The following is a 23,644-nucleotide window of genomic DNA, read 5'->3' on the forward strand; positions in this document are numbered from 1 at the left end:
CACTCAGGCCGGCTGCGCCAACCAGCGCGTGACACCTTCCGGCGCCGTCGCCTCGTCGGCGTAACTGACAAATTCCCAGGCCGATTGATTGGCGAGCAGCGCCCGCGCCAGCGCGTTATTCAGTGCATGTCCGGATTTGTGGGCCGAGAAGGCGGCCAACAAGGGATGACCGAGCAGGTAGAGATCGCCGATGGCGTCGAGCACCTTGTGCTTGACGAACTCGTCGGCGTAGCGGAGACCGTCGGCATTGAGCACGCGAAACTCGTCGAGGACGACCGCGTTATCGAGACCGCCGCCCTGTGCCAATCCGTTTTCGCGCAGCCATTCCACTTCCTGCATGAAGCCGAAGGTACGCGCACGCGCGACTTCGCGCACATACGAGTGTTCGGCGAAATCGACGACGACCTGCTGGCCGCTGCGGTCGATGGCCGGATGATTAAAGACGATGGAAAACGCCAGACGGTAGCCGTCGTACGGATCGAAGCGGGCCCATTTGTCGCCCTCGCGCACTTCAATCGACTCGCGCAGGCGGATGAATTTTTTTGCCACCGGCTGCTCTTCGATGCCGGCAGACTGAATGAGGAAGACAAACGGTGAGGCCGAACCGTCGAGGATCGGCACTTCGGAAGCGTCCAGATCGACGTAGGCGTTGTCGATCCCCAGGCCGGCGAACGCCGACATCAGGTGTTCAACGGTGCCGACACGCACCTTGCCATGCACGCTATCGGTTTCGAGACACGAGCACATGCGCGTATCGCCGATGAGCAGGGCCGAAGCGGGCAGGTCGACTGCCGGATTCAGGTCGACACGGCAAAAGACGATCCCCGTATCGGGGGGCGCTGGGCGCAGGGTCATCGAGACCTTGACGCCCGAATGCAGGCCAACGCCGCAGGCGCGGATCAGCGTTTTGAGCGTTCGTTGCTTTAGCATGTGCCTGAAAGAATGCGGGAAATCGGCGGATTCTAACACACTCCGCCCGCGCACCCGTGCGCGCTGCAAGACGACGGAAGGAAACGGGCCTCCCGGAGGAGTCGGGCGGCCCGTTCGCGCCGCTTACTTAGTCCGCCTGCTTACGCAGGAAGGCCGGGATGTCGTAACGATCCACGCCGCTATTGGCCAGCGCCTCCACCGTTGCGCTGCGCCCCTTGCGAATGACCGCCGGCGTATCGAGCTGGTTGTAGTCGATGGCCGTCACGGCGCTTTGCAGGAAGGCACCATCGGTACCGGTCGCCGCGACGACCGGGGTGTTGATGACTTCGAAGCTCTGCCGCTTGGCCTGCGCCTGGCCCAGCCCGGTCGCGACGACGGTGACGCGGATGTTTTCCGCCATCGATTCGTCGTAGACGGCGCCAAAGATGACGTGAGCGTCGTCGGCGGCAAACTCGCGCACCGTCTTCATGACCTCGTTGACTTCCTTCATCTTCAGGCTGCGCGTCGCCGTGATGTTGACCAGCACGCCGCGGGCGCCGGAAAGGTTGATACCTTCGAGCAGCGGCGAAGCGACGGCCTGTTCGGCAGCGATGCGCGCGCGGTCAAGGCCGGAAGCCATGGCCGACCCCATCATCGCCATGCCCATTTCGCTCATCACCGTACGCACGTCTTCGAAGTCGACGTTCACCATGCCGGGGAAGTTGATGATTTCCGCAATACCGCCGACGGCGTTACGCAGCACGTTGTCGGCCGCCTTGAAGGCGTCTTCCATGGAAACGTCGTCGCCGAGCACTTCCATCAGCTTGTCATTGAGGATGACGATCAGCGAGTCGACGTGCTTTTGCAGCTCGGCGATACCGGCTTCGGCGATCTTCATGCGCTTGCCTTCGAAGCCGAAAGGCTTGGTCACCACAGCGACCGTCAGGATGCCCAGTTCGCGCGCCACTTCGGCGACGACCGGAGCGGCACCAGTACCGGTGCCGCCACCCATGCCGGCGGTGATGAACACCATGTGTGCGCCGCGCAAGGCTTCGGCGATGCGCTCGCGTTCTTCGAGCGCGGCGCTGCGGCCGGCTTCAGGCTTGGCCCCCGCGCCGAGCCCGGTACCGCCCAGTTGCAGGCGCTGCTGGGTGCCGCTGCGCTTCAGGGCTTGCGCGTCGGTGTTGGCGGCGACGAAATCGACGCCGTTGACCCCCTCGCGGATCATGTGGTCGACGGCGTTACCGCCGGCACCGCCGACACCGATGACCTTGATGATGGTGCCGATGTCGCTGTCGACCGCCGGCTCTTCCTTGTCAATGATTGCGAACATGTTTGCCTCCTCTGCAAAAAACCGAAAAATTGAAACTATCCGTTTAAAAATTCTTCTCGAACCAGGATCTCATGCGCCCGAACACCTGCTTGATATCTCCGGTTTCACGCACCTTCAAACCGCGCTTGCGCTGTGCCTGGGCTTCAATAAGCAAGCCACAGGCCGTGGCAAAACGCGGGTTTTGCACGACATCGGCGAGCGCCCCCCGGTAGCGCGGCACACCCAGGCGCACCGGCATGTGGAACACTTCCTCGCCAAGCTCGATCATTCCCGGCATCACCGCGGAGCCCCCCGTGAGGACGATGCCGGACGACAACACTTCCTCGAACCCGGAACGGCGCAATTCCGCCTGCACCAGTTCGAACAACTCTTCGACGCGCGGCTGAATCACATCGGCCAGCGCCCGCCGCGACAACTTGCGCGACGGACGGTCGTCAACGCCGGCCACTTCGAGCGATTCCTCGGGGTCGGCCAGCTGCGACAGGGCGCAGCCGTACTTGATCTTGATGTCCTCGGCTTCGCGCGTCGGCGTGCGCAAAGCCATGGCGATATCGTTGGTGATCTGATCGCCGGCAATCGGAATCACCGAGGTGTGGCGAATCGCCCCTTGCGTCCATACGGCGAGGTCGGTCGTGCCGCCGCCGATGTCGACGAGGCAGATGCCGAGATCCTTCTCGTCTTCCGACAATACGGCGTAAGACGAGGCGAGAGGTTGCAGCACCAGATCATTGACCTCCAGCCCGCAACGCCGCACGCATTTGACGATGTTCTGCGCCGCTGAAACGGCGCCGGTGACGATGTGCGTCTTCACCTCGAGGCGCATGCCGCTCATGCCGATCGGCTCGCGAATGCCATCCTGCCCGTCGATGACGAACTCCTGCGTCAGGATGTGCAGAATCTCCTGATCGGCCGGAATCGGCATCGCCTTGGCCGTCTCGATGACGCGCTCGACGTCGGTCGGCGTCACCTCCTTGTCCTTGATGGCGACCATGCCGTTCGAGTTGAAGCTCTTGATGTGGCTGCCGGCGATGCCGGTGTAGACGTCTTTCACCTTGCAGTCGGCCATCAGCTCGACTTCCTGGATCACGCGCGAAATCGTCGCCACCGTTTCCTCGATGTTGACGACGACGCCCTTCTTCAAGCCCCGCGACTCCTGCGACCCCATGCCGATGACGTTGAAATGCCCTTCCGGGGTGATTTCAGCCACCAGCGCGACGATCTTCGACGTGCCGATATCGAGGCCGACAATCAGATCCTTGTTATCCCTGCTCATTCCCGTCCCCTGCTTTCATTGCCCACGCTGCTGGCATAGCGCAGCGCGAAACCATTCGGATACCGCATATCGACTGCCACCGGCGTGCCGCGATGCGCCGTGTGCAGCATTGCGTAATTGTCGACAAAACGCGCCAGACGCTGCGCAATCGGCGCCTTTGCCTGCTCGCGCCCGAGATCGACCAACAGGCCGTCGTCCAGACGAACCTGCCAGGCCAGGCGCGGCGACACTGTCAGCGCGGCCAAGCGATGCCCGGTCGGCGCCAGCTGCCGCGTGAACTCGCCGTAGCGGCGCAACGCCTCCGCCGACGTGCCGGCCGGCCCGGCCAGAACCGGCAGGACGTCGTCCCCCAGATACGCAGCGCTGAACACTTCGCCATAGGTATTGACGAGCTGACCGGCGTTCTCGCCCCAGTACGCCGCCGGCCGATGCTCCTCGATGCTGATCTCGATCCCCGCCGGCCAGCGCCGCCGCAACTCGGCGTGCCGCACCCAGGGCAGCTTCTCCAGCGACTGGCGCAAGGTATCCAGATTGACGCTGAAGAAATTGCCGCGCAGCAAGCCCGCCAGCGCGCGCTCGATGTCCTTGCGTTGCAACTCGTGCAAATCGCTCACCACCACGGCTTCGCGCAGCGGGAACAGGGGCAGACGCGTCGCCCACAGGGCGCCGGCGACGAGCAGCGCTGCCGCTGCCGCTAACAGCAGCAGGTCGGCAACGACGATCATCAGCTGCGGACGGTGCCACATTGATCATCCCGTGGTGGCGAGCGCGAGAACGCGCAGCACCAATTCGTTGTAAGAAATTCCGGCGGCACGTGCGGCCACTGGCACCAAGGAGTGCCCGGTCATACCGGGCGAGGTGTTCGCCTCCAGGAAATACGCTTTGGGCGCTTCGTCGCCGGAGGCCGAGGCGGCAACGTCGAGCAGGAAGTCGACCCGTCCCCAGCCGCGTCCACCGAGCGCACGGAACGCCACCAGCGCCTGCGCGCGCAACTCCGCCTCGCGCTCCGGCGGCAAGCCGCAGGGGCAGAGATAACGCGTGTCATCGCGCAGATACTTTGCTTCGTAATCGTAGAAAGGCGTTGCCGGCTCGATCTTGACGATGGGCAGCGCCTCGTCACCGAGGATGGCGACCGTGTACTCGCCGCCGAGCACCGCCCGTTCGGCAATCACCAGGCCGCCGCTGCTGGCCGCCGCCTTGGCCGCTTCGGCATACGCCGCCGCCAGCCCGCCCGCCTCGCGCACCATGACGACGCCGATCGACGAGCCCTCGCATGCCGGCTTGACGAAAATCGGCAGTCCGAAGCGCGCCTCGATGGCGGCAAAATCGCTCGCCGCGTCGAGCAACACGCACTCGGGTACGGGCAACCCGGCGGCGCTCCAGACAAGCTTGCTGCGCCACTTATCCATGCCCAGCGCCGAAGCGAGCACGCCGCTGCCGGTGTAGGGAATCCCCATCAGTTCGAGCGCGCCCTGAATCGCGCCGTCTTCGCCGTAACGCCCGTGCAAGGCAATGAAGACGCGATCGAAATCAGCCAGAGCATCGAGCGAGCGTTCGGCGGGATCAAAGGCTTCTGCCCTGACGCCCTGCTCTTGCAGCGCCGCCAAGACACCGGCACCACTCGAGAGCGAAACCTTCCGTTCAGCCGAACGCCCGCCGAGAAGAACGGCGACACGTCCGAAGGCGGCAGCGCGCGGATCGACGCTCATCATGCGGCCTCCTGAACGCGCGCGGCCGTCTGGCCGATGGAGCCGGCGCCCATGGTCATCACCACGTCGCCATCGCGGGCGGAGTCGAGAATCGCCCGCGGCAGCGCCGTAACGTCCTCGACAAAAAGCGGCTCGACGCGTCCAGCGACGCGCAAGGCCCGCGCCAGCGCGCGCCCGTCGGCAGCCACCACCGGCGGCTCGCCGGCGGCGTAGACCTCGGTCAGCAGCAAGGCGTCGACCGAGGAGAGAACAGCGACGAAGTCTTCGAAGCAATCGCGCGTGCGCGTGTAGCGGTGCGGCTGGAAGGCCAGCACCAGACGGCGCCCCGGAAAAGCACCGCGCGCGGCGGCAATGGTCGCGCGCATCTCGGCCGGGTGATGGCCGTAATCGTCGATGAGCGTAAAGGAGCCACCAGCCGGCAGGGCAATCTCGCCCCAGCGTTGGAAGCGCCGGCCGACGCCCTTGAATTCGGCAAGCGCACTGACGATGGCCGCGTCGTCGACGCCCAGTTCGCTGGCGATGGCGATGGCCGCCAGAGCGTTCAGCACGTTGTGCTGCCCCGGCAGGTTGAGCACCACCTCAAGGCGGCTTTCGCTGCCGTTGACGCGCACGCAGGTGAAACGCATGCGGCCAGCGTCGGCGACGACGTTTTCGGCGCGTACATTGGCCGAAGGATCGAGGCCGTAGGTGACGATCTGCTTGCCGACCTGCGGAATGATCGAGCGCACATTGGCATCATCGGCGCACAGCACGGCAACGCCATAGAACGGCAGGCGGTGCAGGAAATCGACGAACGCCTGCTTGAGACGGCCAAAATCGTGGCCGTAGGTATCCATGTGGTCGGCATCGATGTTGGTGACGATCGACATGACCGGCGACAGGAAGAGGAAGGACGCGTCCGATTCGTCGGCCTCGGCCACCAGAAACTCGCCCGAACCGAGGCGGGCATTGGCGCCAGCGGCGTTCAGGCGACCGCCGATGACGAAGGTCGGATCCATGCCGCCGCGCGCCAGGATCGAGGCGACGAGGCTCGTCGTCGTCGTCTTGCCATGTGTACCGGCGACGGCGATGCCCTTCTTCAGGCGCATCAGTTCAGCCAGCATCTGCGCGCGCGGCACGACCGGAATGTGCGCCGCGCGCGCAGCGACAACTTCCGGGTTATCGGCGGCGACGGCGGTCGAGACGACGAGGGCGTCGATACCCTCGACATTCGCCGCGTCATGCCCGCGCAGGATGCGCACCCCCTGCGCCGCCAGACGACGCGTCGCCGCGTTGTCGGCGAGGTCGGAGCCGCTGACGGTGTAATCGAGCGTGGCGAGCACTTCGGCAATGCCGCTCATGCCGGCACCGCCAATGCCGACAAAGTGAATGTTCTTTACCTTGTGTTTCATGAAACGACTTCCTCACATGCGCGTGCGACGGCCGCGGCCGCCTCCGGTCGCGCCAGCGCGCGCGCTTTTTCGGCCATTTGCAAAAGCTGGCCACGACTGTAGTTACGAATACGGCTGATCGATTCCGGGGTCAGCTCGTCTTGCGGCAACACCACCGCACCACCGACGCGCGACAGGAAGCGCGCGTTGCTGGTCTGGTGATCGTCCACCGCGAAGGGGAAAGGTACGAGAACGCTCGCCGTCCCGGCGGCGGCGAGTTCTGCGACCGTCAGCGCGCCGGCGCGGCATAGTGCCAGATCGGCCCAGGCATAGGCAGCCGCCATGTCGTCGACGAAGGGTACGCATTCGGCGTCGACACCGGCGGCGGCGTAGGCCTGCCGCAGCGCCTCGATGTGCTTGGCGCCGGCCTGATGACGCACCAGCGGACGTTCTTCCGGCGGCAGCAGGGCCAGCCCTTGGGGCGTGATTTCGTTGAGCGCTGCCGCGCCAAGGCTGCCGCCGATCACCAGAAGGCGCAGCGGCCCTTGCCGCTCGGCCAGGCGCTCGGCGGGAGCCGGGAGGGCGGCGATCTCCGGGCGCACCGGGTTGCCGACCCACTCGCCACGCGGCAGAGCATCGGGGAAGCCGGTGACGACGCGGCGGGCGATCTTCGCCAGCACGCGGTTGGCGAGCCCGGCAATCGAATTCTGCTCATGCACGACGAGCGGAATGCCGGCGAGCTTCGCCGCCACCCCGCCGGGGAAACTGACATAGCCGCCCATGCCGAGGACGACGTCGGGGCGGATGCGGGCGATCTCGCGCCGCGCCTGACTGACGGCAGCGATCAGGGCAAACGGCAGCTGCAGCTTGCGCAGCAACCCCTTGCCGCGCAGGGCGGCGAACTTCACCGGCGCGAAGGTGTAAGGGCGCTTGGCGGTCAGCCGCGCTTCGATACCGTCCGGATTGCCCATCCAGACGATGTTCCAGCCACGCGAGCGCAAGACCTCGGCGACGGCGATGCCGGGGAAAACGTGGCCGCCGGTACCGCCGGCCATGACGAGCAGGGTGCGGCTCATAGCTTCGCCCCCCGCATCAGCTGGCGGTTTTCCCAGTCCACCCGCAAGAGGATCGCCAGCGCCGCGCAATTGGCGACGATGCCCGAGCCGCCAAAGCTCATCAGCGGCAGGGTCAGCCCCTTGGTCGGCAGCAGGCCCATGTTCACGCCCATGTTGATGAAAGCCTGCACCCCCAGCCAGATGCCGATGCCCTGCGCCACCAGCGCCGGGTACAGGCGATCCAGTGTGACGGCCTGCTGGCCGATGGCGAAGGCGCGCTGCACGATCAGCGCAAACAGGGCGATCACCGCCACCACGCCGAAAAAGCCCAGTTCTTCGGCGATCACCGCGAGCAGGAAGTCGGTGTGCGCTTCCGGCAGATAAAAGAGTTTTTCGACGCTGGCCCCCAAGCCAACGCCAAAGAACTCGCCGCGCCCGAAGGCAATGAGCGCGTGCGACAGCTGGTAGCCGCGCCCGAAGGCGTCCGACCACGGGTCCATGAAGCCGAAAATGCGGTCACGCCGATACGGCGAGACGATGATCATCGCCGCGAACGCCACCAGCAGCAGCACGATCAGGATGGCGAAGAGACGCGCGCGCATGCCGCCGAGGAAGAGGATGCCCATGGCGATGGCGATGATGACGACGAAGGCGCCGAAGTCCGGCTCCTTCAGCAACAGCACACCGACGGCGACCATGGCGCCGGCCATCGGCAGGAAGGCCTTTTTCAGATCGCCCATATGCGGCATCTTGCGCACCGTGTAGTCGGCGGCGTAGAGCACGGCGAAGAGCTTCATCAGCTCGGAGGGTTGCAGATTGGCGACCCCCAGCGGCAGCCAGCGGCGCGCACCATTGACGTCGCGCCCGAGCCCCGGCACCAGCACCAGCGCCAGCAAGGCAAAACCGGCGACGAAGAGCCACGGCGAAATTTCCTGCCAGGTCTTGAGCGGCAACTGGAAGGCCGCGATGGCAGCGACGAGGCCGATGCACAGGAACACGGCGTGGCGGACGAGGAAATACGTCGGCTGATGGCCGGTGAAGCGCCCGCCCTCGGCAATCGCAATCGACGCCGAATAGACCATCACCATGCCGGCGACGAGCAGAATCAGCGCGCTCCACAGGAGCATCGGATCGACTTCGGCCGGCGCGCGAACGGGCGATTCCCAGGTACGCAGCATCACGGCGCCTCCTCGTTCAGGCCGCCGACGGCCGCGACGAAAGAATCGGCGCGATGCGCGTAGTTGCGGTACATGTCGAGACTGGCGCAGGCCGGCGAAAGCAGGACGGCATCGCCCGAGCGCGTGTGCGCGGCGCAAAAGCGCACGGCTTCGTCCATATCGATGCAAACCGCGCGCGCCGCTGTGCTGCCAGCCACATCGAGCGCCGCCGCGATGCTCGCCGCGTCGCGGCCGATCAGGGCGATGGCACGCGTGCGGACACCATCCTGTCCGGCCAGAGCCGCCGCCAGCGGCGCGAAATCCTGACCCTTGCCGTCTCCGCCAAGGATGATGGCCAGCGGGCGTCCGAGCCCCGTAATCGCCGCCAGCGTGGCGCCGACATTGGTTCCTTTCGAGTCGTCGATATAGAGGACGCCACCGATCTCGGCGACCGGCACGACGCGGTGCGGCAAGCCTGAAAACTCGCGCAGGGCCGGCACGACGTGCCGCGGACCGATGCCGATGGCCTCGCACAAGGCGAGTGCCGCCATGGCATTGGCGGCGTTGTGCCGACCGACGAGACGCAGACGATCGACTTCGACCAGCGCTTCCTCGCCACGTACGATCACGTTGCCCAGCAAACCGTAATCGCCCTCGCGCGTCGGTGCGTCGAGGCCGAAGGTGACAACGCGGACATCCGGATCAGCAACATCCGCCGACAGCAGGCTGCGCGGATCGTCGCGATTGAGCACGCGCACGCCGCCACGGCCTCGCGCCGGCTGGAAGACGCGACGCTTCGCCGCGGCGTAGTCGTCCATTCCCGTATAGCGGTCGAGATGGTCTTCGCTGACGTTGAGCAGCGTCGCCGCATCGGCACCGAGGGTGTAGGTCGTTTCCAGCTGGAAGCTCGACAGTTCGAGCACCCAGACGTCGGGCAGGGCGCCGGCGTCTTCCGCGTCCATCAGGGCGTCGAGCGCCGACGGACTGATGTTGCCGCAGGCGATGGCCGGGAAGCCGGCAGCCGTTGCCAACGCTGCGGTCAGCGCGGTCGTCGTCGTCTTGCCGTTGCTGCCGGTGATCGCCAGCAGGCGCGCCGAAGCGTCAAGTTCGCGGATGGCGTCGACGAAGAGCTGGATTTCCGACACCACCGGGATTCCGGCCACGATCGCCCGCTGCACCTCTGGCGTCGCCAGCGGCACGCCGGGCGAGAGGACGATGCGGTCGATCCCGTCCAGAATGGCGTCGGTGAAGGCGCCGCAGACGACCTCGGCCGCTGGCGCCCAGCGGGCGATGGCGTCGAGGTTCGGCGGCTGCGTCCGACTGTCGGCGATGCGCAGGGGCGTGCCACTCCGCGCCAGCCATTTGGCCGACGCCAGCCCGCTTTCGCCGAGGCCGAGGATGAGGGTGCGTTCGCCCGAGGTGTTCATGTCAGCGCAGCTTCAGGGTCGACAGACCGAAAAGGACGAGCATGATGGTGATGATCCAGAAGCGGACGACCACCTGCGTTTCCTTCCAGCCACCGAGTTCAAAGTGGTGGTGCAAGGGCGCCATGCGGAAGATGCGTTTCCCGCCCGAGAAGCGGAAATACAGGACTTGCGCGGCAACGGAGAGCGTTTCGGCGACGAACACGCCGCCCATGATGGCGAGAACGATCTCCTGACGGACGATGACCGCCACCGTGCCGAGGGCTGCGCCAAGCGCCAGCGCGCCAACGTCGCCCATGAAAACTTCCGCCGGATAAGCGTTGAACCAAAGGAAGCCAAGTCCCGCCCCCACTAGCGCACCGAGGAAGACCGCCAGCTCGCCCGCGCCTGGAATATAGGGAATGAAGAGGTACTTGGCGTACACCGTGTTACCGGCGACGTAGGCGAAAATGGCCAGCGCACCGGCGATCATCACCGTCGGCATGATCGCCAGCCCGTCGAGGCCGTCGGTGAGGTTGACCGCATTGCTCGTGCCGACGATGACGAAGTAGGTCAGCGTGATGAAACCGATGACGCCGAGCGGATAGGCGATGCTCTTGAAGAAGGGAACGATCACTTCCATCTGCGCCGGCACGGTCGCCGTCATGCCGAGGTAGACGGCGACGATGAGACCGATGACCGACTGCCAGAAGTACTTCCATCGACTCGCCAGCCCCTTCGGATCGCGATAGACGACTTTCTTCCAGTCGTCGTACCAGCCGATGGCGCCGAAGCCCGTCGTCACGATCAGCAGGACCCAGACGTAGCGATTGGTCAGATCCGCCCACAGCAGCGTCGTCACGGCGATGGCGATGAGGATCAGCACGCCGCCCATGGTCGGCGTGCCCGACTTCTTGAGATGCGTCTGCGGCCCGTCGGTACGCACCGCCTGACCGATTTTTTTCGCCGCCAGCCAGCGGATGACGCGCGGCCCGGCAGCAAACGAGATGATCAGCGCTGTCATCGCCGCCATCACCGCGCGCAACGTGATGTAGTTGAACACGTTGAAGGCCCGGATGTCCTGTCCGAACCATTGAGCAAGCATCAGCAGCATGGTGCGCCCTCCCCGGCCGTCGGCGCCGCAATGGCATCGGCGACACGTTCCATGCGCATGAAGCGCGATCCCTTGACCAGCACGGTGCTCTCCGGCGTCAGCGCGGCGAGCACGGCAGCGACGAGATCCTCGATGCGCCGGCAGTGCTGGCCGCCGACACCGAAGTTGTGCGCCGCCAGCGCGCTCGATTCGCCGAGCGCGAAAAGCAGATCAATTCCCTGGCTCTTGGCGTAGCCGCCGATCTCGTCGTGAAACTGCCCGGTCATTTCGCCGATCTCGCCCATATCGCCGAGGACGAGGATTTTGCGGCCGACGGTCGCCGCCAGCACGTCGATGGCGGCACGGACAGAGTCGGGATTGGCGTTGTAGGTGTCATCGATCAGCGTCGCGCCCTGTGCGCCCGCGCGCCGTCGCAGGCGTCCGGGGGCGCCACGGAAGGCAGCGAGGCCGTCGCGCACCGCCGTCAGCGGCACGCCAGCCGCCAATGTCGCCGCCGCGGCGGCCAGCGCGTTGCGCGCGTTGTGGCGACCGGGCAAGGCGAGATCGATGGCGACCGTCTCGCCGTCATACGTAATCGTCAGATGGTTTTCCAGCCCGTGCACACGGCACTGACCGACCACATCCGCCGCCTGCTCGATGCCGAAGCTGACGACGCGCCGCGCCGCATTGCGTGCGCGCCAGAGCGTCGCCCAGGGATCGTCGGCGTTGATCACGGCCACGCCGTCATCGGCCAGACCGTCGTAGATGGCCCCTTTTTCCACGGCAATCGCCTGCAAGGAGCCCAGACCTTCAAGATGGGCGCGTTGCGCGTTGGTGACGAGGGCAACGGTCGGCCGGGCAATCGCCGACAAGGCGGCAATCTCGCCCGGATGACTCATACCCATTTCGACGATCGCCGCGCGATGCGAGGGCCGCAAGGCGAGGAGCGTTAGCGGCAGGCCGATGTCGTTATTGAGGTTGCCACGCGTCGCCAGTACGTGCTCGCCGAAGGCGGCGCGCAGGATGGCAGCGATCATTTCCTTCGTCGTCGTCTTGCCGTTGCTGCCGGTCACGGCCACCAGCGGCAGCGTGAAGCGAGCCCGCCAGGCGGCGGCAATGGCACCAAGCGCCAGACGCGTGTCGGTAACGACCAGCAGCGGCAGTCCTGCCGGCAAGGTGAGGCTGGCCGCCGCGGCCTCGTCGATCACAGCGGCAGCAGCCCCGCGTTCCTGCACCGTGGCGAGGAAGGCGTGGCCATCGAATAATTCGCCGCGCAAGGCGACAAACAGCTCGCCCGCCGCGAGGCGGCGACTGTCGGTCGAAACGCCGGCGAAGTCGACGTCTTCACCGAGCAGGCGGCCACTCGTGGCGCGCGCGGCAGCAGACAGTTGCATCATTGGGGGAAAGACTCCAGACGGGTCGCCAGCGCCTTCCCGGCCTCGGCATGATCCGAGAAGGGACGGCGGACGCCATTGATTTCCTGGTAGGGCTCGTGCCCCTTGCCGGCGAGGAGGATGACGTCAGCCGGATGGGCTGCCGAGATCACCTGCTGAATTGCCGTGGCGCGGTCGGCAATCACCGTTGCCGTCGGCGCGGCACGGCGGATGTCCTCGATGATCGCGTGCGGATCTTCGCTGCGTGGATTGTCGGACGTCAGCGTCACGGAGTCGGCAAGCTGCGTGGCGATTTCGCCCATCAGCGGACGCTTGCCGGCATCGCGGTCGCCACCGCAACCGAAGACGACGCGCAGCGCGGCACCCCGCGCACGCGCCACGTCACGCAGAGCCGTCAGCGCGTTGCTCAGCGCATCGGGCGTGTGCGCGTAATCGACGACGACCAGCGGCTGATTGCCACCGCCCAGCGTCTCCAGCCGCCCCGGCGGCGCGCTCAGCGTCGCGAAACGCTCCGCCACCTGACGCGGCGTCATTCCGGCGTCGATCAGAACAGCGGCGACGGCCAGCAGATTCGAGATATTGAAGCGGCCGATCAGCGGCGTATCGACGTAGGCGCGGCCATTCGGCGCCACCAGCCGGAAGCTCATGCCCTCCGGCGTATTCATGACGTTCTCGGCGAGCACCAGCCCGGGCAAGGCCGGCGGTTTCTCGGCCTGCGAGTAGCCGATGATACGGGTTGCCGTCGTCCGCGACGCCAGTTCGCGACCGAAGGGATCGTCCAGATTGATGACGGCCAGACGCAGGCGCGGCCAGGTGAAGAGCTTCTCCTTGGCGGCGGCGTAAGCCGCCATTGAGCCGTGGTAATCGAGGTGGTCGCGCGTCAGGTTGGTAAACACCGCGACGTCGACACGAGCCGCGTTGAGGCGACCTTCCTCGATGCCGATGGAGCTCGCCTCGATAGCGCAGGCGCTCGCTTCGTCGGCGACGAAGTCGGCCAAGGTACGCGCCAGCGTCGCCGCCTGCGGCGTCGTGAAACCGGTATCGGCCAGTTTGCCGGGCAGGCCAACGCCGAGCGTGCCGATGACGCCGCACGGACGCGGGTAGGTCTGCGCGATCCACTGGCTGATGCTGGTCTTGCCATTGGTGCCGGTGACGGCGATCAGCGACAGGCGTTCCGTCGGCCGCGCGCACGCGGCGTGAGCGAGCGCGCCAGCAAACGCGCGCAGCCGCGCGACGGGCAGGTTCGGCACGCGCACGTCCGTCGGCCAGACGAAATCGCCGCCGGCCTCCCACACCACGGCCACGGCACCGCGCGCGACGGCATCGGCGATGAAGTTGCGGCCGTCGGCGAGATCGCCCGGATAGGCGAGGAAAACGTCTCCGGCGCGCACGCGTCGGCTGTCGTCCGCCGCGCCGCGAATCTGCGCCCCCTGCGACGCCAATTCCGCCAACGCGCCGTTGGCATCGCCTACAAATACGTCACGCCCCACGATACTCACAGTGATTCCTTTTCTGCATCGCCCGTCGCCACGCGTACGGACGCATCTGCCGGCACGCCAAGCGTGCGCAAGGCCGCTCCCATGACCGACGAAAACACCGGCGCGGCCACTTCCCCGCCGTAATACTTGCCCGCGCTCGGCTCGTCGATCATGACGGCGACGATCAGGCGCGGTTCGGTCGCCGGCGCCATGCCGACGAACGAGGCGACATAGCGGTCGGCGTAGACGCCGCCTTCCAGCTTGTGCGCGGTGCCGGTCTTGCCGGCGACGCGGTAGCCCGGTACTTGCGCCTTGAGCGCCGTACCCCCGGGCAACACCGCCATTTCGAGCATGGCGCGAACTTCGCGCACGGTTTGCGGGCTGAAGACCTGCGTGCCCTTCAGCACGCCCGGCTCCTGGCGCGTCAGCGACAGGGGAATCAGTTCGCCGTCGCGCGCGAAGACGGTGTAGGCGCGCGCCAGTTGAATCAACGACACCGAAATCCCATGCCCGTAGGACATCGTCGCCTGCTCGATCGGGCGCCAGCGCTTCCACGGACGCAAACGGCCAGTGACTTCCCCGGGAAAGCCAAGCTCCGGCACCTGACCGAAGCCGACTTCGTCGAACATGTCCCACATTTCCTGCGGCGCCAGCATGGCGGCGATCTTTGCCGCGCCGACGTTGGACGACTTCTGGATCACCTGCGCCACCGTCAGCGGGCCATGCGGGTGCGAATCGGAGATCGTCGCCGTGCCGATGGTCAGCTTGCCGGGCGCGCAATCGATCTGGGTATCAAAACGCACACGGCCCTTTTCCAGGGCCAGGGCGATGGTGAAGGGCTTGAGCGTTGAGCCGGGCTCGAAGGCGTCGGTGACGGCGCGGTTTCGCAACTGGCCGCCGGACAATGATTCCCGGTTATTCGGGTTGTAAGTCGGCCAGTTGGCGAGCGCCAAGACCTCGCCGCTACGCGCATCGATGACGGCAATGCCACCTGCCTTGGCGCGGTTCTGCTCGATGGCCTGCTTCAACTGACTGTAGGCGAGGTACTGGATCTTCGAGTCGAGCGCGAGGCGGATGTCTTCGCCATCCTGCGGCGGGCGAATCGAGCCGACATCCTCGACGATCTGCCCGCGCCGATCCTTGATAACGCTACGACTACCGGGATGACCGAGCAACTGGTTCTGGAAGGCCAGTTCGACCCCCTCCAGTCCTTTGCCGTCGATGCCGGTGAAGCCAACCATGTGCGCCGTCATCTCGCCCGTCGGGTAGTAACGGCGATATTCGGTGTTCTGGCCGATGCCGGGCAGCTTGAGAGCGGCGATCTTCTCTGCCGTTTCGGGCGGAATCTGGCGATGCAGGAAGATGAAGCTCTTGTCGCTGGCGAGCTTGCGCGCCAGTTCTTTGGGATCGGTTTCGAGCAGCCGCGCCAGTTGCTGCGACTGCTCGGGCGACAGACGCGCATCCGCCGGGATCGCCCAGATCGATTTCATCGGCGTCGACACGGCAAGGATGTCGCCGTTGCGATCCGAGATACGGCCGCGCGACGCCGAGATTTCCAGATCGCGGCGATAACGCGAGTCCCCCTTCTCTTGCAGGAAGTCGTTGTTCAGTACCTGCAAATAGAAGGAGCGGCCGATCAGTGCGGCGAAAGCCGCAATGATCAGCAGAGCGACCATGCGCGAGCGCCAGGCCGGCAAACGCAGCAGCAGCACCGGGCTTTCGGCGAAGCGGTGGGCGAGGCGCCCTTTCAGCCGCATCACGGCGCGACTCCTGCAGCGACAATCGTCCGCGCCGGCTCAGGGGTGCTCATCTTGAGCTTTTCACGGGCGATTTTTTCGATCCGCGGCGGCGTCGCCCAAGTCGACAGCTCAAGCTGCAACTGGCCGAACTCGACGTCCAGCTGACGCGCGTGGTCCTGCTCGGCTTCCAGCGCCTGGAAGAGCTTGCGCGCCGTGTGCTGGGCCGTTACGGTCGCCAGCGCGCAGCCGGCGGCGATGATCAGGAGGAGGAGGTTCAGGCGGGTCATGCGCGCCGGCCCCCATGTGCGGCGCTGGCCGGCGCCGCGAGTTTTTCCGCCACCCGCAGGACTGCGCTGCGCGCGCGCGGATTCGCGGCGATTTCGGCAGCGCTCGCCCGCACCGGCTTGCCGATCAGGCGCAAGTCCGGCGGAGGCAGATCGGCAGCGCGCAGCGGCAGGTCTTTCGGCAAGGCATCCGGAGCCGCCGCCTCGCGCATGAAGCGCTTGACGATCCGGTCTTCGAGCGAATGAAAGCTGATCACCACCAGCCGCCCTCCTTGCCCGAGTGCCTGCGCCGCTTGTGGCAGGGCTAGCGCAAGCTGCTCGAGTTCTTGATTGATATGAATCCGTAGAGCTTGAAAGGTGCGCGTCGCCGGGTCCTGGCCTGGCTCACGGGTCCGCACGGTCTCGCGTACAAGCGTGGCGAGCAGCCCTGTGGTTGCAATAGGCCGCTCTCCCCGAGCAGCCACAATCTTCTTTGCAATCTGGAAAGCAAACCGTTCTTCGCCATAGTTTCTAATGACCTCCGTGATTTCCCCGATGTCGGCTCGCGCCAACCACTCCGCCGCCGTCTCGCCCTGCGTGGTATCCATCCGCATGTCGAGTGGCGCATCAAAGCGGAAGCTGAAGCCCCGCCCCCCGTCATCCAGCTGCGGCGATGACACCCCGACATCGAGCAACACGCCGTCAACCGCCTGAATATTTGCTTCGCGCAAAGCCTCGGCCATGCCGCCAAAACAGCGATGCAGCAAGGTAAAGCGAGCGTCGCCGATGGCCTGCGCGGCCACCACCGCCTGCGGATCGCGGTCCAGTGCCAGCAGACGACCGCGCGGCCCGAGCTGCGCCAGAATCGCCCGACTGTGCCCGCCACGCCCGAAGGTCCCGTCGACGTAGCAGCCCGAAGGTTTGATCTGCAACGCCGCCACGGCTTCGTTCAGCAACACCGTCTGGTGCCCGGAGGCCAGACTCACAACGCCAAATCCTCAAGTCCGGGAGGAAGCAGCTGATCGCCGAGCGCAAAAATGTCTTGCTGCTCCTTGCGCCAGCCGGCATCCGACCAGATTTCAAAATGATCGCCCTGCCCGACCAGCCACACCTGGCGGTCCAGCTCGGCAAATTCGCGAAGCGAGGGAGCAACGAGCAAACGCCCGGCGGAATCCAGCGTCTCGTTGCAGGCATAGCCGACGAGCAGGCGCTTGATCTGCGCCGCCTGACGCTGCAGGCTCGGCGCCGCCAATACCTTGTCGCGGATGGGCTGCCAGGCAGGTTGCGGGTAGAGCAACAAGCACCGGTGCGGGTGCGCGGTCAGGACCAGATTGCCCTCCCCGGCAGCGACGAGCGAGTCCCGGTGGCGCGCCGGAATGGCGAGCCGACCTTTGGCATCGATACTCAGCGCTGTCGCACCTTCGAACACTTGCTTGCCTCCTTCGCGACCGGGAGAACCCACTTTCCCCCACTTTTTACCACTCCCTCCCACTTTAAGATAAAGAATTTCTCAAAGCAAGCGGAATATGGGATTTTTTTCAATCGCGACAAGGACTTATGCGCACTTTTCAAAGTGCAATAAGCGAATTTTTTCCCCTTAAAAAACAAGGGGAAAATCACATCACTTAAAGTGCTTTGTGACGAGCGGCATCAAGGTGCCATCGCGCGACGGCGATAGGCATAGCGGCTCACGGGACGACGTAAAAATACGCAAACGTCGTGGGAGCCAAGGGGCATTCGCCCCTTCTGCGCTCGCGTCGGGCGACGCGGATGAGTCGGCGCAAGACACATGCGCCGCAGGTGCCGGAACGATGCCGGCACACACATTCTGCCCGCGCGAAAAAGAGGAGGTGGGGAAGCCGCCCGGTAAGCCGGGTTCTGTCGTGGACAGTCATTCCTCTAGGCACGTCGTTACCGACGCGCTCAAGCAGCCAACCCGGAAGCGACGCGAGCCACGTCATTGCTTCCCTATTCGGCCTTGCTCCGGATGGGGTTTGCCGTGCCGTCCGCGTTGCCGCGTCCGCGGTGAGCTCTTACCTCGCCGTTTCACCCTTACCTGATCCCTGCCGTTTCCGGCGGGGCCATCGGCGGTCTATTCTCTGTTGCACTTTCCGTCGCCTTTGCCTTGCGGCGTATAGCGCCCGGCCGTTAGCCGGCATCCTGCTCTGCGGAGCCCGGACTTTCCTCCCGGCGCACAAAGCGCCCGGCGACTGTCTAGGCGACTTCCCCGGCGCGAATTATACGCGAGCGACCGAGCCGCCACGCGCCAATAAAAACGGCGCGGAGCCCAAGGGTCCGCGCCGCCGATGCGTCCGCACGATATCGCCGCCAAGTCGCAGGTCGGGTCTAGAACGGAATATCGTCGTCCATGTCGTCGAAGCTGGCTTTCTTCGCCGGCGCGCCGCGCGGTGCCGACGGAGCGGGCGCGGGCGACGGCGCACTGCTGCCACCGTAAGCGCCATAACCGCCATCATCCGACGCCGGTGCGCCCATGCCCTGGCGGCCGCCAAGCATCTGCATTTCAGTCGCTTCGATCTCGGTCGTGTAGCGATCCTGTCCGTCCTTGTCCTGCCATTTACGGGTACGGATGCGCCCCTCGATGTAGACCGACGATCCCTTCTTCAGATACTGACCGGCGATTTCGGCCAGGCGACGGAAGAAGACGATGCGGTGCCATTCGGTGATTTCCTTCTTTTCGCCGGACGACTTGTCCTTCCACGACTCCGAGGTGGCGACGGTGATGTTGCACACCGCGTCGCCGTTCGGCAGATAGCGCGTCTCCGGGTCTTTGCCCAGATTACCGACGATGATTACTTTATTGACTGAAGCCATGAGAGCCCCCTGACTGAGGTTTATCGAAGAGTTATGTGAGAAGCTGGGGGAAAGCGCCGGACTCAGGCGGCGAGCGGCTGCACCTCGGCGACGGCGCGTTTCGGCGGCGAAATCATCGACGCCGTCAGCAGCAGCCACCCCAGACAGACCACCGCCCCGCCCCAGAACACCGCATCGGCGCCGAAATGCCGGGCCAACCAGCCGCCCAGCGCGCCACCGAGAAAGAGGCCGATGGCCTGCGCCGTATTGTAAACGCCCAGCGCAAGCCCCCGCGATTCCTGCCCGGCAAAACGCGTCACCAGCGACGGCAGCAAGGCTTCCAGCACGTTGAACGCCGCAAAGAAAGCGAACACCAGCGCCGCCATGGCGGCGAAGCTGCCGCGCCCGAAAACGAAGCCAAGCTCGGTCAGCAACAGCAGCGCCACCGAAGCGAAGAACACGGCGCGGAATTTGCCATATTTTTCGGCGACGATGATCGCCGGAATCATCACCACGAACGACGCCATCACCGCTGGCAGATAAACCTTCCAGTGCTCGGCCAAAGGCAGATCGCCCGCCGACACCAGCGCCGCCGGGATGACCATGAACATACCGACCTGCAAGACATGCAGGGCAAAAATCCCGAAATTGAGGCGCGCCAGTTGCGGATGAAAGAGCACGTCGGCAAGACGGGCGCGATGCCGCGTCTCGAAGCCCGCCGGCGCCGGCGGCACGCCGACGAAGAGCAGGACGATCGCCAGCAACGAGAGCACGCCGGTCAGCGCAAACAGCGCGAACAAGCCGCCCGCGTCGAAGATCGGCGGCGCGATGATCAGTGAGACAGCGAAGACCAGACCGATCGACGAGCCAATCATCGCCATGATCTTGGTGCGATGTTCCTCCCGCGTCAGATCCGCCGCCAGCGCCGTCACCGCCGGAGAAATCGCCCCGGCGCCCTGCAGCACGCGACCGACGATGATCCATTCGATATTGGTGGCAAAGGCGGCGACGAAGCTGCCGAGCGCAAAGAGCAGCAGGCCGAAGACGATCACCGGCTTGCGGCCGAAGCGGTCGGCGGCAAAGCCGAAGGGGATGTGAAACAGTGCCTGCGTGATGCCGTAGGCGCCGAGCGCAAAGCCAACCAGCGCGACGTTATCGCCGCCGGGTAGATCGCGCGCGGCGATGGCAAAGACCGGCAAAATCAGGAAGAGCCCGAGGATACGCAGGGCAAAAATGGTCGACAGGCTGATTCCCGAACGAAGTTCTTCGGCGTTCATCCTGCTGGCAGTCGGTGCAGACATCTGGGAGATCCGGGCTGGTGCGTCTTGGGCGGGCGGCGAGGGAGGCGGGCGCAAGCTACGCGGCGAATTGAACAAATGACCGGAAGGGCAACACCGCCAAGACTCCGTATGAATCCATGCCTTGCTGCAAGACCTTGCCCACCGCGTCGAGCACGCTCTGACCGACGTTCACCTCAAAAAAATCCGTACTGCCGTACGTGCGGCAGGCAGGCGCTGCCCGAGCACGACGAACGGAGCGCTGGCGCCTCAACGCAGCGCCGGCGGGTTCCGAGAAAAAGCACGGCCGCAGTTGGTTCGGCTCCGGGGAGTGCGTATATTAGCAGGTTTCCCCACGCCCAAAGCCGACCCTCGATGGACGAAATCCGCATCCGTGGCGCGCGCACGCACAACCTCAAAAACGTCAATCTCGACCTGCCCCGCAACCGCCTGATCGTCATCACCGGGCTCTCGGGATCGGGCAAGTCGTCGCTGGCGTTCGACACCCTGTACGCCGAAGGGCAGCGCCGCTACGTCGAGTCGCTGTCGGCCTACGCGCGGCAGTTTCTCCAGCTCATGGAAAAGCCCGACGTCGACCTGATCGAAGGCCTCTCCCCGGCCATTTCCATCGAGCAGAAGGCGACCAGCCACAACCCGCGCTCGACCGTTGGCACCGTCACCGAAATCCACGACTACCTTCGCCTGCTCTACGCCCGCGCCGGCACGCCCTTCTGCCCGGAACACCACCAGCCACTGGCCGCGCAGACGGTGTCGCAGATGGTTGACCATGTCCTCGCCCTGCCGTCGGAAACCAAGCTGATGATCCTGGCGCCCGTCGTTGCCAACCGCAAGGGCGAACAACTCGACCTCTTTGCCGAATTGCGCGCGCAGGGTTTCGCCCGCCTGCGTGTCGATGGCGTCATCCACGAAATCGACGCGCTGCCAAAGCTCGCCAAGACGCACAAACACAATATCGATGTCGTCGTCGACCGCCTGAAAGTGCGTGACGACCTGCGCCAGCGTCTCGCCGAATCCTTCGAGACCGCCTTGCGTCATGCCGACGGGCGCGCCATCGCGCTGGAGATGGATTCCGGACGCGAGCACCTCTTCTCGGCCAAATTCGCCTGCCCGGCGTGCTCGTATTCGCTGGCCGAACTCGAGCCGCGCCTTTTCTCCTTCAACAACCCGATGGGCGCCTGCCCGAAGTGCGACGGACTGGGCGTCATCCAGTTCTTCGACCCGAAGCGCGTCGTCGCGCACCCCGACCTCTCGCTCGCTGCCGGCTGCATCCGCGGCTGGGACCGACGCAACCAGTTCTACTTCCAGATGCTGAGCTCGCTGGCGAAGCACTATGGCTTCGACGTCGATACGCCATGGACGGAGCTGCCGGAAGATGTGCGTCAAGTCGTTCTCTTCGGCTCGGGCAAGGAAGCACTGCCCTTCCATTACCTGAACGAACGCGGCCGCGTCACGCTACGCGAGCACGCCTTCGAGGGCGTTGTGAACAACCTTGAGCGGCGTTACAAGGAAACCGACTCGCAAGCCGTGCGCGAAGAGCTCGCCAAACTGATCAGCTCGCGTACCTGCCCGACCTGCGAAGGCGCCCGCCTGCGCGAAGAAGCGCGCAACGTGCGCATCGGCTCCAACGACGGGCCGGACGCCTTGGCCGACGCGCTGACGCTGCATGAAATCAGCCACCTGCCGCTGGCCAAGGCGCGCGAGTTTTTCCTTTCGCTCCGCCTCACCGGGCAGAAGGCGCAAGTCGCCGAAAAGATTCTCAAGGAAATCACCAGCCGCCTGCAATTTCTGATCAACGTCGGCCTCGACTACCTCTCGCTCGACCGCTCGGCGGAAACGCTCTCCGGCGGCGAGGCACAGCGCATCCGTCTCGCCAGCCAGATCGGCTCCGGACTGACCGGCGTCATGTACGTGCTCGACGAGCCGTCGATCGGCCTGCACCAGCGAGATAACGAGCGCCTGCTGCAAACCCTGCGGCAACTGCGCGACATCGGCAACACCGTGATCGTCGTCGAACACGACGAAGACGCCATTCTCAGCGCCGACTACGTCGTCGACGTCGGCCCCGGTGCCGGCGTGCACGGCGGTGCCGTCGTCGCCGAAGGAACGCCGGCGGAAATCCTCGCCAATCCCGCCTCGCTCACCGGCGACTATCTCTCCGGTCGGCGCCGCATCGAGGTGCCGGCGGAGACGCGCCAGCCCGATCCGGAACGTCTCCTGCGCATCACCGGCGCACGCGGCAACAACCTCAAGAACGTCACGCTGGAGATCCCGCTCGGCCTGCTCACCTGCATTACGGGCGTCTCCGGTTCCGGCAAGAGCACGCTGATCAACGACACGCTCTACGCCGCCGCTGCCCGCCACCTCTACGGCTCGACGCTGGAACCCGCCGAGCACGACGAAATCATCGGCCTCGAACAGTTCGACAAGGTGATCAACGTCGACCAAAGCCCGATCGGCCGCACACCGCGCTCCAACCCGGCCACCTACACCGGCCTGCTGACGCCGATCCGCGAACTCTTTGCCGGCGTGCCGGAAGCGCGCGCGCGTGGCTACGGCCCCGGCCGCTTCTCGTTCAACGTCAAGGGCGGCCGCTGCGAAGCCTGCCAGGGTGACGGCGTCCTCAAGGTCGAAATGCACTTCCTGCCCGACGTTTACGTGCCGTGCGACGTCTGCCACGGCAAACGCTACAACCGGGAAACGCTGGAGGTGCAGTACAAGGGCAAGAACATCCACGACATCCTCTTGATGACGGTCGAACAGGCGCGCGCCTTCTTCGACGCTGTCCCGGTCGTCGCCCGCAAGCTGCAAACGCTGATCGATGTCGGCCTCTCCTACATCACTCTCGGCCAGGCCGCGACGACGCTCTCCGGCGGCGAAGCGCAGCGCGTCAAGCTCTCCCTCGAACTCTCCAAGCGCGACACCGGCCGCACCCTCTACATTCTCGACGAGCCGACCACCGGCCTGCACTTCCACGATATCGAGCTGCTGCTACAGGTACTGCACCGTCTGGCCGAGAACGGCAATACAGTCGTCGTCATCGAGCACAATCTCGACGTCATCAAAACGGCAGACTGGATTGTCGATCTGGGCCCGGAAGGCGGCGGTGGCGGCGGGCGCATTCTCGCCGCCGGGGCGCCGGCCTTCATTGCCTCGCAAGAGGGCAGCCACACCGGACACTTTCTCGCCCCTTTGCTGGCCCGCGCGCGACAGGCGGCTACCGGGACATCCGCAGCGTCGCCAGCGACGCACTCCCCGCCGGCATGAAGCCCTCTTCCCTGCCGACCGGGCGCTTGTCACTGGCATTGCCCCCGAAGCACCAAAATGGCGCATCGCCGGACGTGAAAAAGCGCAAAAAAACG

The 23,644-nt window shown here is 65.4% G+C and carries 19 protein-coding genes and 1 other RNA gene; 1 reads left to right on the plus strand and 19 read right to left on the minus strand.

Annotated elements, in window-relative coordinates:
• Positions 1-3: 3 nt before the first annotated feature.
• From lpxC to GHK24_RS10965, 19 genes are all read right to left on the minus strand, one after another.
• Entirely contained in the window at positions 4-930 is a 927-nt protein-coding gene (gene lpxC / locus GHK24_RS10875) for a UDP-3-O-acyl-N-acetylglucosamine deacetylase (protein ID WP_153472913.1), read from the minus strand.
• A gap of 127 nt (positions 931-1,057) precedes the next feature.
• Positions 1,058-2,242, minus strand: a complete 1,185-nt coding sequence (gene ftsZ / locus GHK24_RS10880; RefSeq protein ID WP_153472914.1) for a cell division protein FtsZ — start codon at positions 2,240-2,242, stop codon at positions 1,058-1,060.
• Positions 2,243-2,285: 43 nt separating this feature from the next.
• Complete coding sequence (ftsA, locus tag GHK24_RS10885; protein ID WP_153472915.1) at positions 2,286-3,515, minus strand: cell division protein FtsA; 1,230 nt, start codon at positions 3,513-3,515, stop codon at positions 2,286-2,288.
• On the minus strand, positions 3,512-4,261 hold the full coding sequence (locus GHK24_RS10890) for a cell division protein FtsQ/DivIB (RefSeq protein ID WP_153472916.1): 750 nt from the start codon (positions 4,259-4,261) through the stop codon (positions 3,512-3,514). Before GHK24_RS10890 ends, ftsA begins: the two co-directional genes overlap by 4 nt.
• Before the next feature lie 3 nt (positions 4,262-4,264).
• A complete protein-coding gene (locus tag GHK24_RS10895; RefSeq protein ID WP_153472917.1) occupies positions 4,265-5,227 on the minus strand; it encodes a D-alanine--D-alanine ligase in 963 nt (320 codons plus the stop codon).
• Positions 5,224-6,615 (minus strand): UDP-N-acetylmuramate--L-alanine ligase, encoded by a 1,392-nt coding sequence (gene murC, locus GHK24_RS10900; protein ID WP_153472918.1) that lies wholly within the window; start codon positions 6,613-6,615, stop codon positions 5,224-5,226. Before murC ends, GHK24_RS10895 begins: the two co-directional genes overlap by 4 nt.
• The gene (gene murG, locus GHK24_RS10905) at positions 6,612-7,670 is read right to left on the minus strand and encodes an undecaprenyldiphospho-muramoylpentapeptide beta-N-acetylglucosaminyltransferase (RefSeq protein WP_153472919.1); all 1,059 of its coding nucleotides are present in this window, start codon (positions 7,668-7,670) and stop codon (positions 6,612-6,614) included. Before murG ends, murC begins: the two co-directional genes overlap by 4 nt.
• Positions 7,667-8,827 (minus strand): putative lipid II flippase FtsW, encoded by a 1,161-nt coding sequence (gene ftsW / locus GHK24_RS10910; RefSeq protein WP_153472920.1) that lies wholly within the window; start codon positions 8,825-8,827, stop codon positions 7,667-7,669. Before ftsW ends, murG begins: the two co-directional genes overlap by 4 nt.
• The gene (murD, locus tag GHK24_RS10915; protein WP_153472921.1) at positions 8,827-10,233 is read right to left on the minus strand and encodes a UDP-N-acetylmuramoyl-L-alanine--D-glutamate ligase; all 1,407 of its coding nucleotides are present in this window, start codon (positions 10,231-10,233) and stop codon (positions 8,827-8,829) included. The genes ftsW and murD overlap by 1 nt, the downstream gene beginning before the upstream one ends.
• Before the next feature lies 1 nt (position 10,234).
• A complete protein-coding gene (mraY, locus tag GHK24_RS10920; RefSeq protein WP_153472922.1) occupies positions 10,235-11,323 on the minus strand; it encodes a phospho-N-acetylmuramoyl-pentapeptide-transferase in 1,089 nt (362 codons plus the stop codon).
• Positions 11,314-12,699: a UDP-N-acetylmuramoyl-tripeptide--D-alanyl-D-alanine ligase gene (locus GHK24_RS10925; RefSeq protein ID WP_153472923.1), complete on the minus strand. Its 1,386-nt coding sequence runs from the start codon at positions 12,697-12,699 to the stop codon at positions 11,314-11,316. Before GHK24_RS10925 ends, mraY begins: the two co-directional genes overlap by 10 nt.
• Positions 12,696-14,195, minus strand: coding sequence for a UDP-N-acetylmuramoyl-L-alanyl-D-glutamate--2,6-diaminopimelate ligase (locus tag GHK24_RS10930; RefSeq protein WP_340666172.1), 1,500 nt, complete (start codon positions 14,193-14,195; stop codon positions 12,696-12,698). Before GHK24_RS10930 ends, GHK24_RS10925 begins: the two co-directional genes overlap by 4 nt.
• Positions 14,192-15,931 carry a peptidoglycan D,D-transpeptidase FtsI family protein gene (locus tag GHK24_RS10935; RefSeq protein ID WP_153472961.1) on the minus strand — a complete coding sequence of 580 codons (1,740 nt, stop codon included), beginning with the start codon at positions 15,929-15,931 and terminating at the stop codon, positions 14,192-14,194. The genes GHK24_RS10930 and GHK24_RS10935 overlap by 4 nt, the downstream gene beginning before the upstream one ends.
• On the minus strand, positions 15,931-16,200 hold the full coding sequence (ftsL, locus tag GHK24_RS10940; protein ID WP_153472924.1) for a cell division protein FtsL: 270 nt from the start codon (positions 16,198-16,200) through the stop codon (positions 15,931-15,933). The genes GHK24_RS10935 and ftsL overlap by 1 nt, the downstream gene beginning before the upstream one ends.
• Positions 16,197-17,162 carry a 16S rRNA (cytosine(1402)-N(4))-methyltransferase RsmH gene (gene rsmH, locus GHK24_RS10945; RefSeq protein ID WP_340642791.1) on the minus strand — a complete coding sequence of 322 codons (966 nt, stop codon included), beginning with the start codon at positions 17,160-17,162 and terminating at the stop codon, positions 16,197-16,199. Before rsmH ends, ftsL begins: the two co-directional genes overlap by 4 nt.
• Positions 17,159-17,605, minus strand: a complete 447-nt coding sequence (mraZ, locus tag GHK24_RS10950) for a division/cell wall cluster transcriptional repressor MraZ (protein ID WP_167682410.1) — start codon at positions 17,603-17,605, stop codon at positions 17,159-17,161. The genes rsmH and mraZ overlap by 4 nt, the downstream gene beginning before the upstream one ends.
• Positions 17,606-18,027: 422 nt before the next feature.
• Positions 18,028-18,402: RNase P RNA component class A (gene rnpB / locus GHK24_RS10955), an RNA gene on the minus strand.
• A 120-nt stretch (positions 18,403-18,522) separates the two neighbouring features.
• Positions 18,523-19,008 carry a single-stranded DNA-binding protein gene (ssb, locus tag GHK24_RS10960; RefSeq protein WP_153472925.1) on the minus strand — a complete coding sequence of 162 codons (486 nt, stop codon included), beginning with the start codon at positions 19,006-19,008 and terminating at the stop codon, positions 18,523-18,525.
• A gap of 62 nt (positions 19,009-19,070) precedes the next feature.
• Positions 19,071-20,288, minus strand: a complete 1,218-nt coding sequence (locus GHK24_RS10965) for an MFS transporter (RefSeq protein WP_228384667.1) — start codon at positions 20,286-20,288, stop codon at positions 19,071-19,073.
• 351 nt (positions 20,289-20,639) lie between these two features.
• Here GHK24_RS10965 and uvrA point away from each other — a divergent pair, with 351 nt between their 5' ends.
• Positions 20,640-23,549, plus strand: a complete 2,910-nt coding sequence (uvrA, locus tag GHK24_RS10970) for an excinuclease ABC subunit UvrA (protein ID WP_153472926.1) — start codon at positions 20,640-20,642, stop codon at positions 23,547-23,549.
• Positions 23,550-23,644: the final 95 nt, after the last annotated feature.

The organism is Rhodocyclus gracilis (assembly GCF_009617575.1).
GTDB lineage: Bacteria > Pseudomonadota > Gammaproteobacteria > Burkholderiales > Rhodocyclaceae > Rhodocyclus > Rhodocyclus gracilis.

Coding starts and splice junctions, on each gene's coding strand:
- ftsW (WP_153472920.1), bottom strand. CDS start 8,827: ATGCTGCGTACCTGGGAATCGCCCGTTCGCGCGCCGGCCGAAGTCGAT.
- GHK24_RS10890 (WP_153472916.1), bottom strand. CDS start 4,261: ATGTGGCACCGTCCGCAGCTGATGATCGTCGTTGCCGACCTGCTGCTG.
- ssb (WP_153472925.1), bottom strand. CDS start 19,008: ATGGCTTCAGTCAATAAAGTAATCATCGTCGGTAATCTGGGCAAAGAC.
- murD (WP_153472921.1), bottom strand. CDS start 10,233: ATGAACACCTCGGGCGAACGCACCCTCATCCTCGGCCTCGGCGAAAGC.
- ftsA (WP_153472915.1), bottom strand. CDS start 3,515: ATGAGCAGGGATAACAAGGATCTGATTGTCGGCCTCGATATCGGCACG.
- ftsZ (WP_153472914.1), bottom strand. CDS start 2,242: ATGTTCGCAATCATTGACAAGGAAGAGCCGGCGGTCGACAGCGACATC.
- uvrA (WP_153472926.1), top strand. CDS start 20,640: ATGGACGAAATCCGCATCCGTGGCGCGCGCACGCACAACCTCAAAAAC.
- murG (WP_153472919.1), bottom strand. CDS start 7,670: ATGAGCCGCACCCTGCTCGTCATGGCCGGCGGTACCGGCGGCCACGTT.
- GHK24_RS10935 (WP_153472961.1), bottom strand. CDS start 15,931: ATGCGGCTGAAAGGGCGCCTCGCCCACCGCTTCGCCGAAAGCCCGGTG.
- GHK24_RS10965 (WP_228384667.1), bottom strand. CDS start 20,288: ATGTCTGCACCGACTGCCAGCAGGATGAACGCCGAAGAACTTCGTTCG.
- mraY (WP_153472922.1), bottom strand. CDS start 11,323: ATGCTGCTGATGCTTGCTCAATGGTTCGGACAGGACATCCGGGCCTTC.
- murC (WP_153472918.1), bottom strand. CDS start 6,615: ATGAAACACAAGGTAAAGAACATTCACTTTGTCGGCATTGGCGGTGCC.
- ftsL (WP_153472924.1), bottom strand. CDS start 16,200: ATGACCCGCCTGAACCTCCTCCTCCTGATCATCGCCGCCGGCTGCGCG.
- lpxC (WP_153472913.1), bottom strand. CDS start 930: ATGCTAAAGCAACGAACGCTCAAAACGCTGATCCGCGCCTGCGGCGTT.
- GHK24_RS10925 (WP_153472923.1), bottom strand. CDS start 12,699: ATGATGCAACTGTCTGCTGCCGCGCGCGCCACGAGTGGCCGCCTGCTC.
- GHK24_RS10895 (WP_153472917.1), bottom strand. CDS start 5,227: ATGATGAGCGTCGATCCGCGCGCTGCCGCCTTCGGACGTGTCGCCGTT.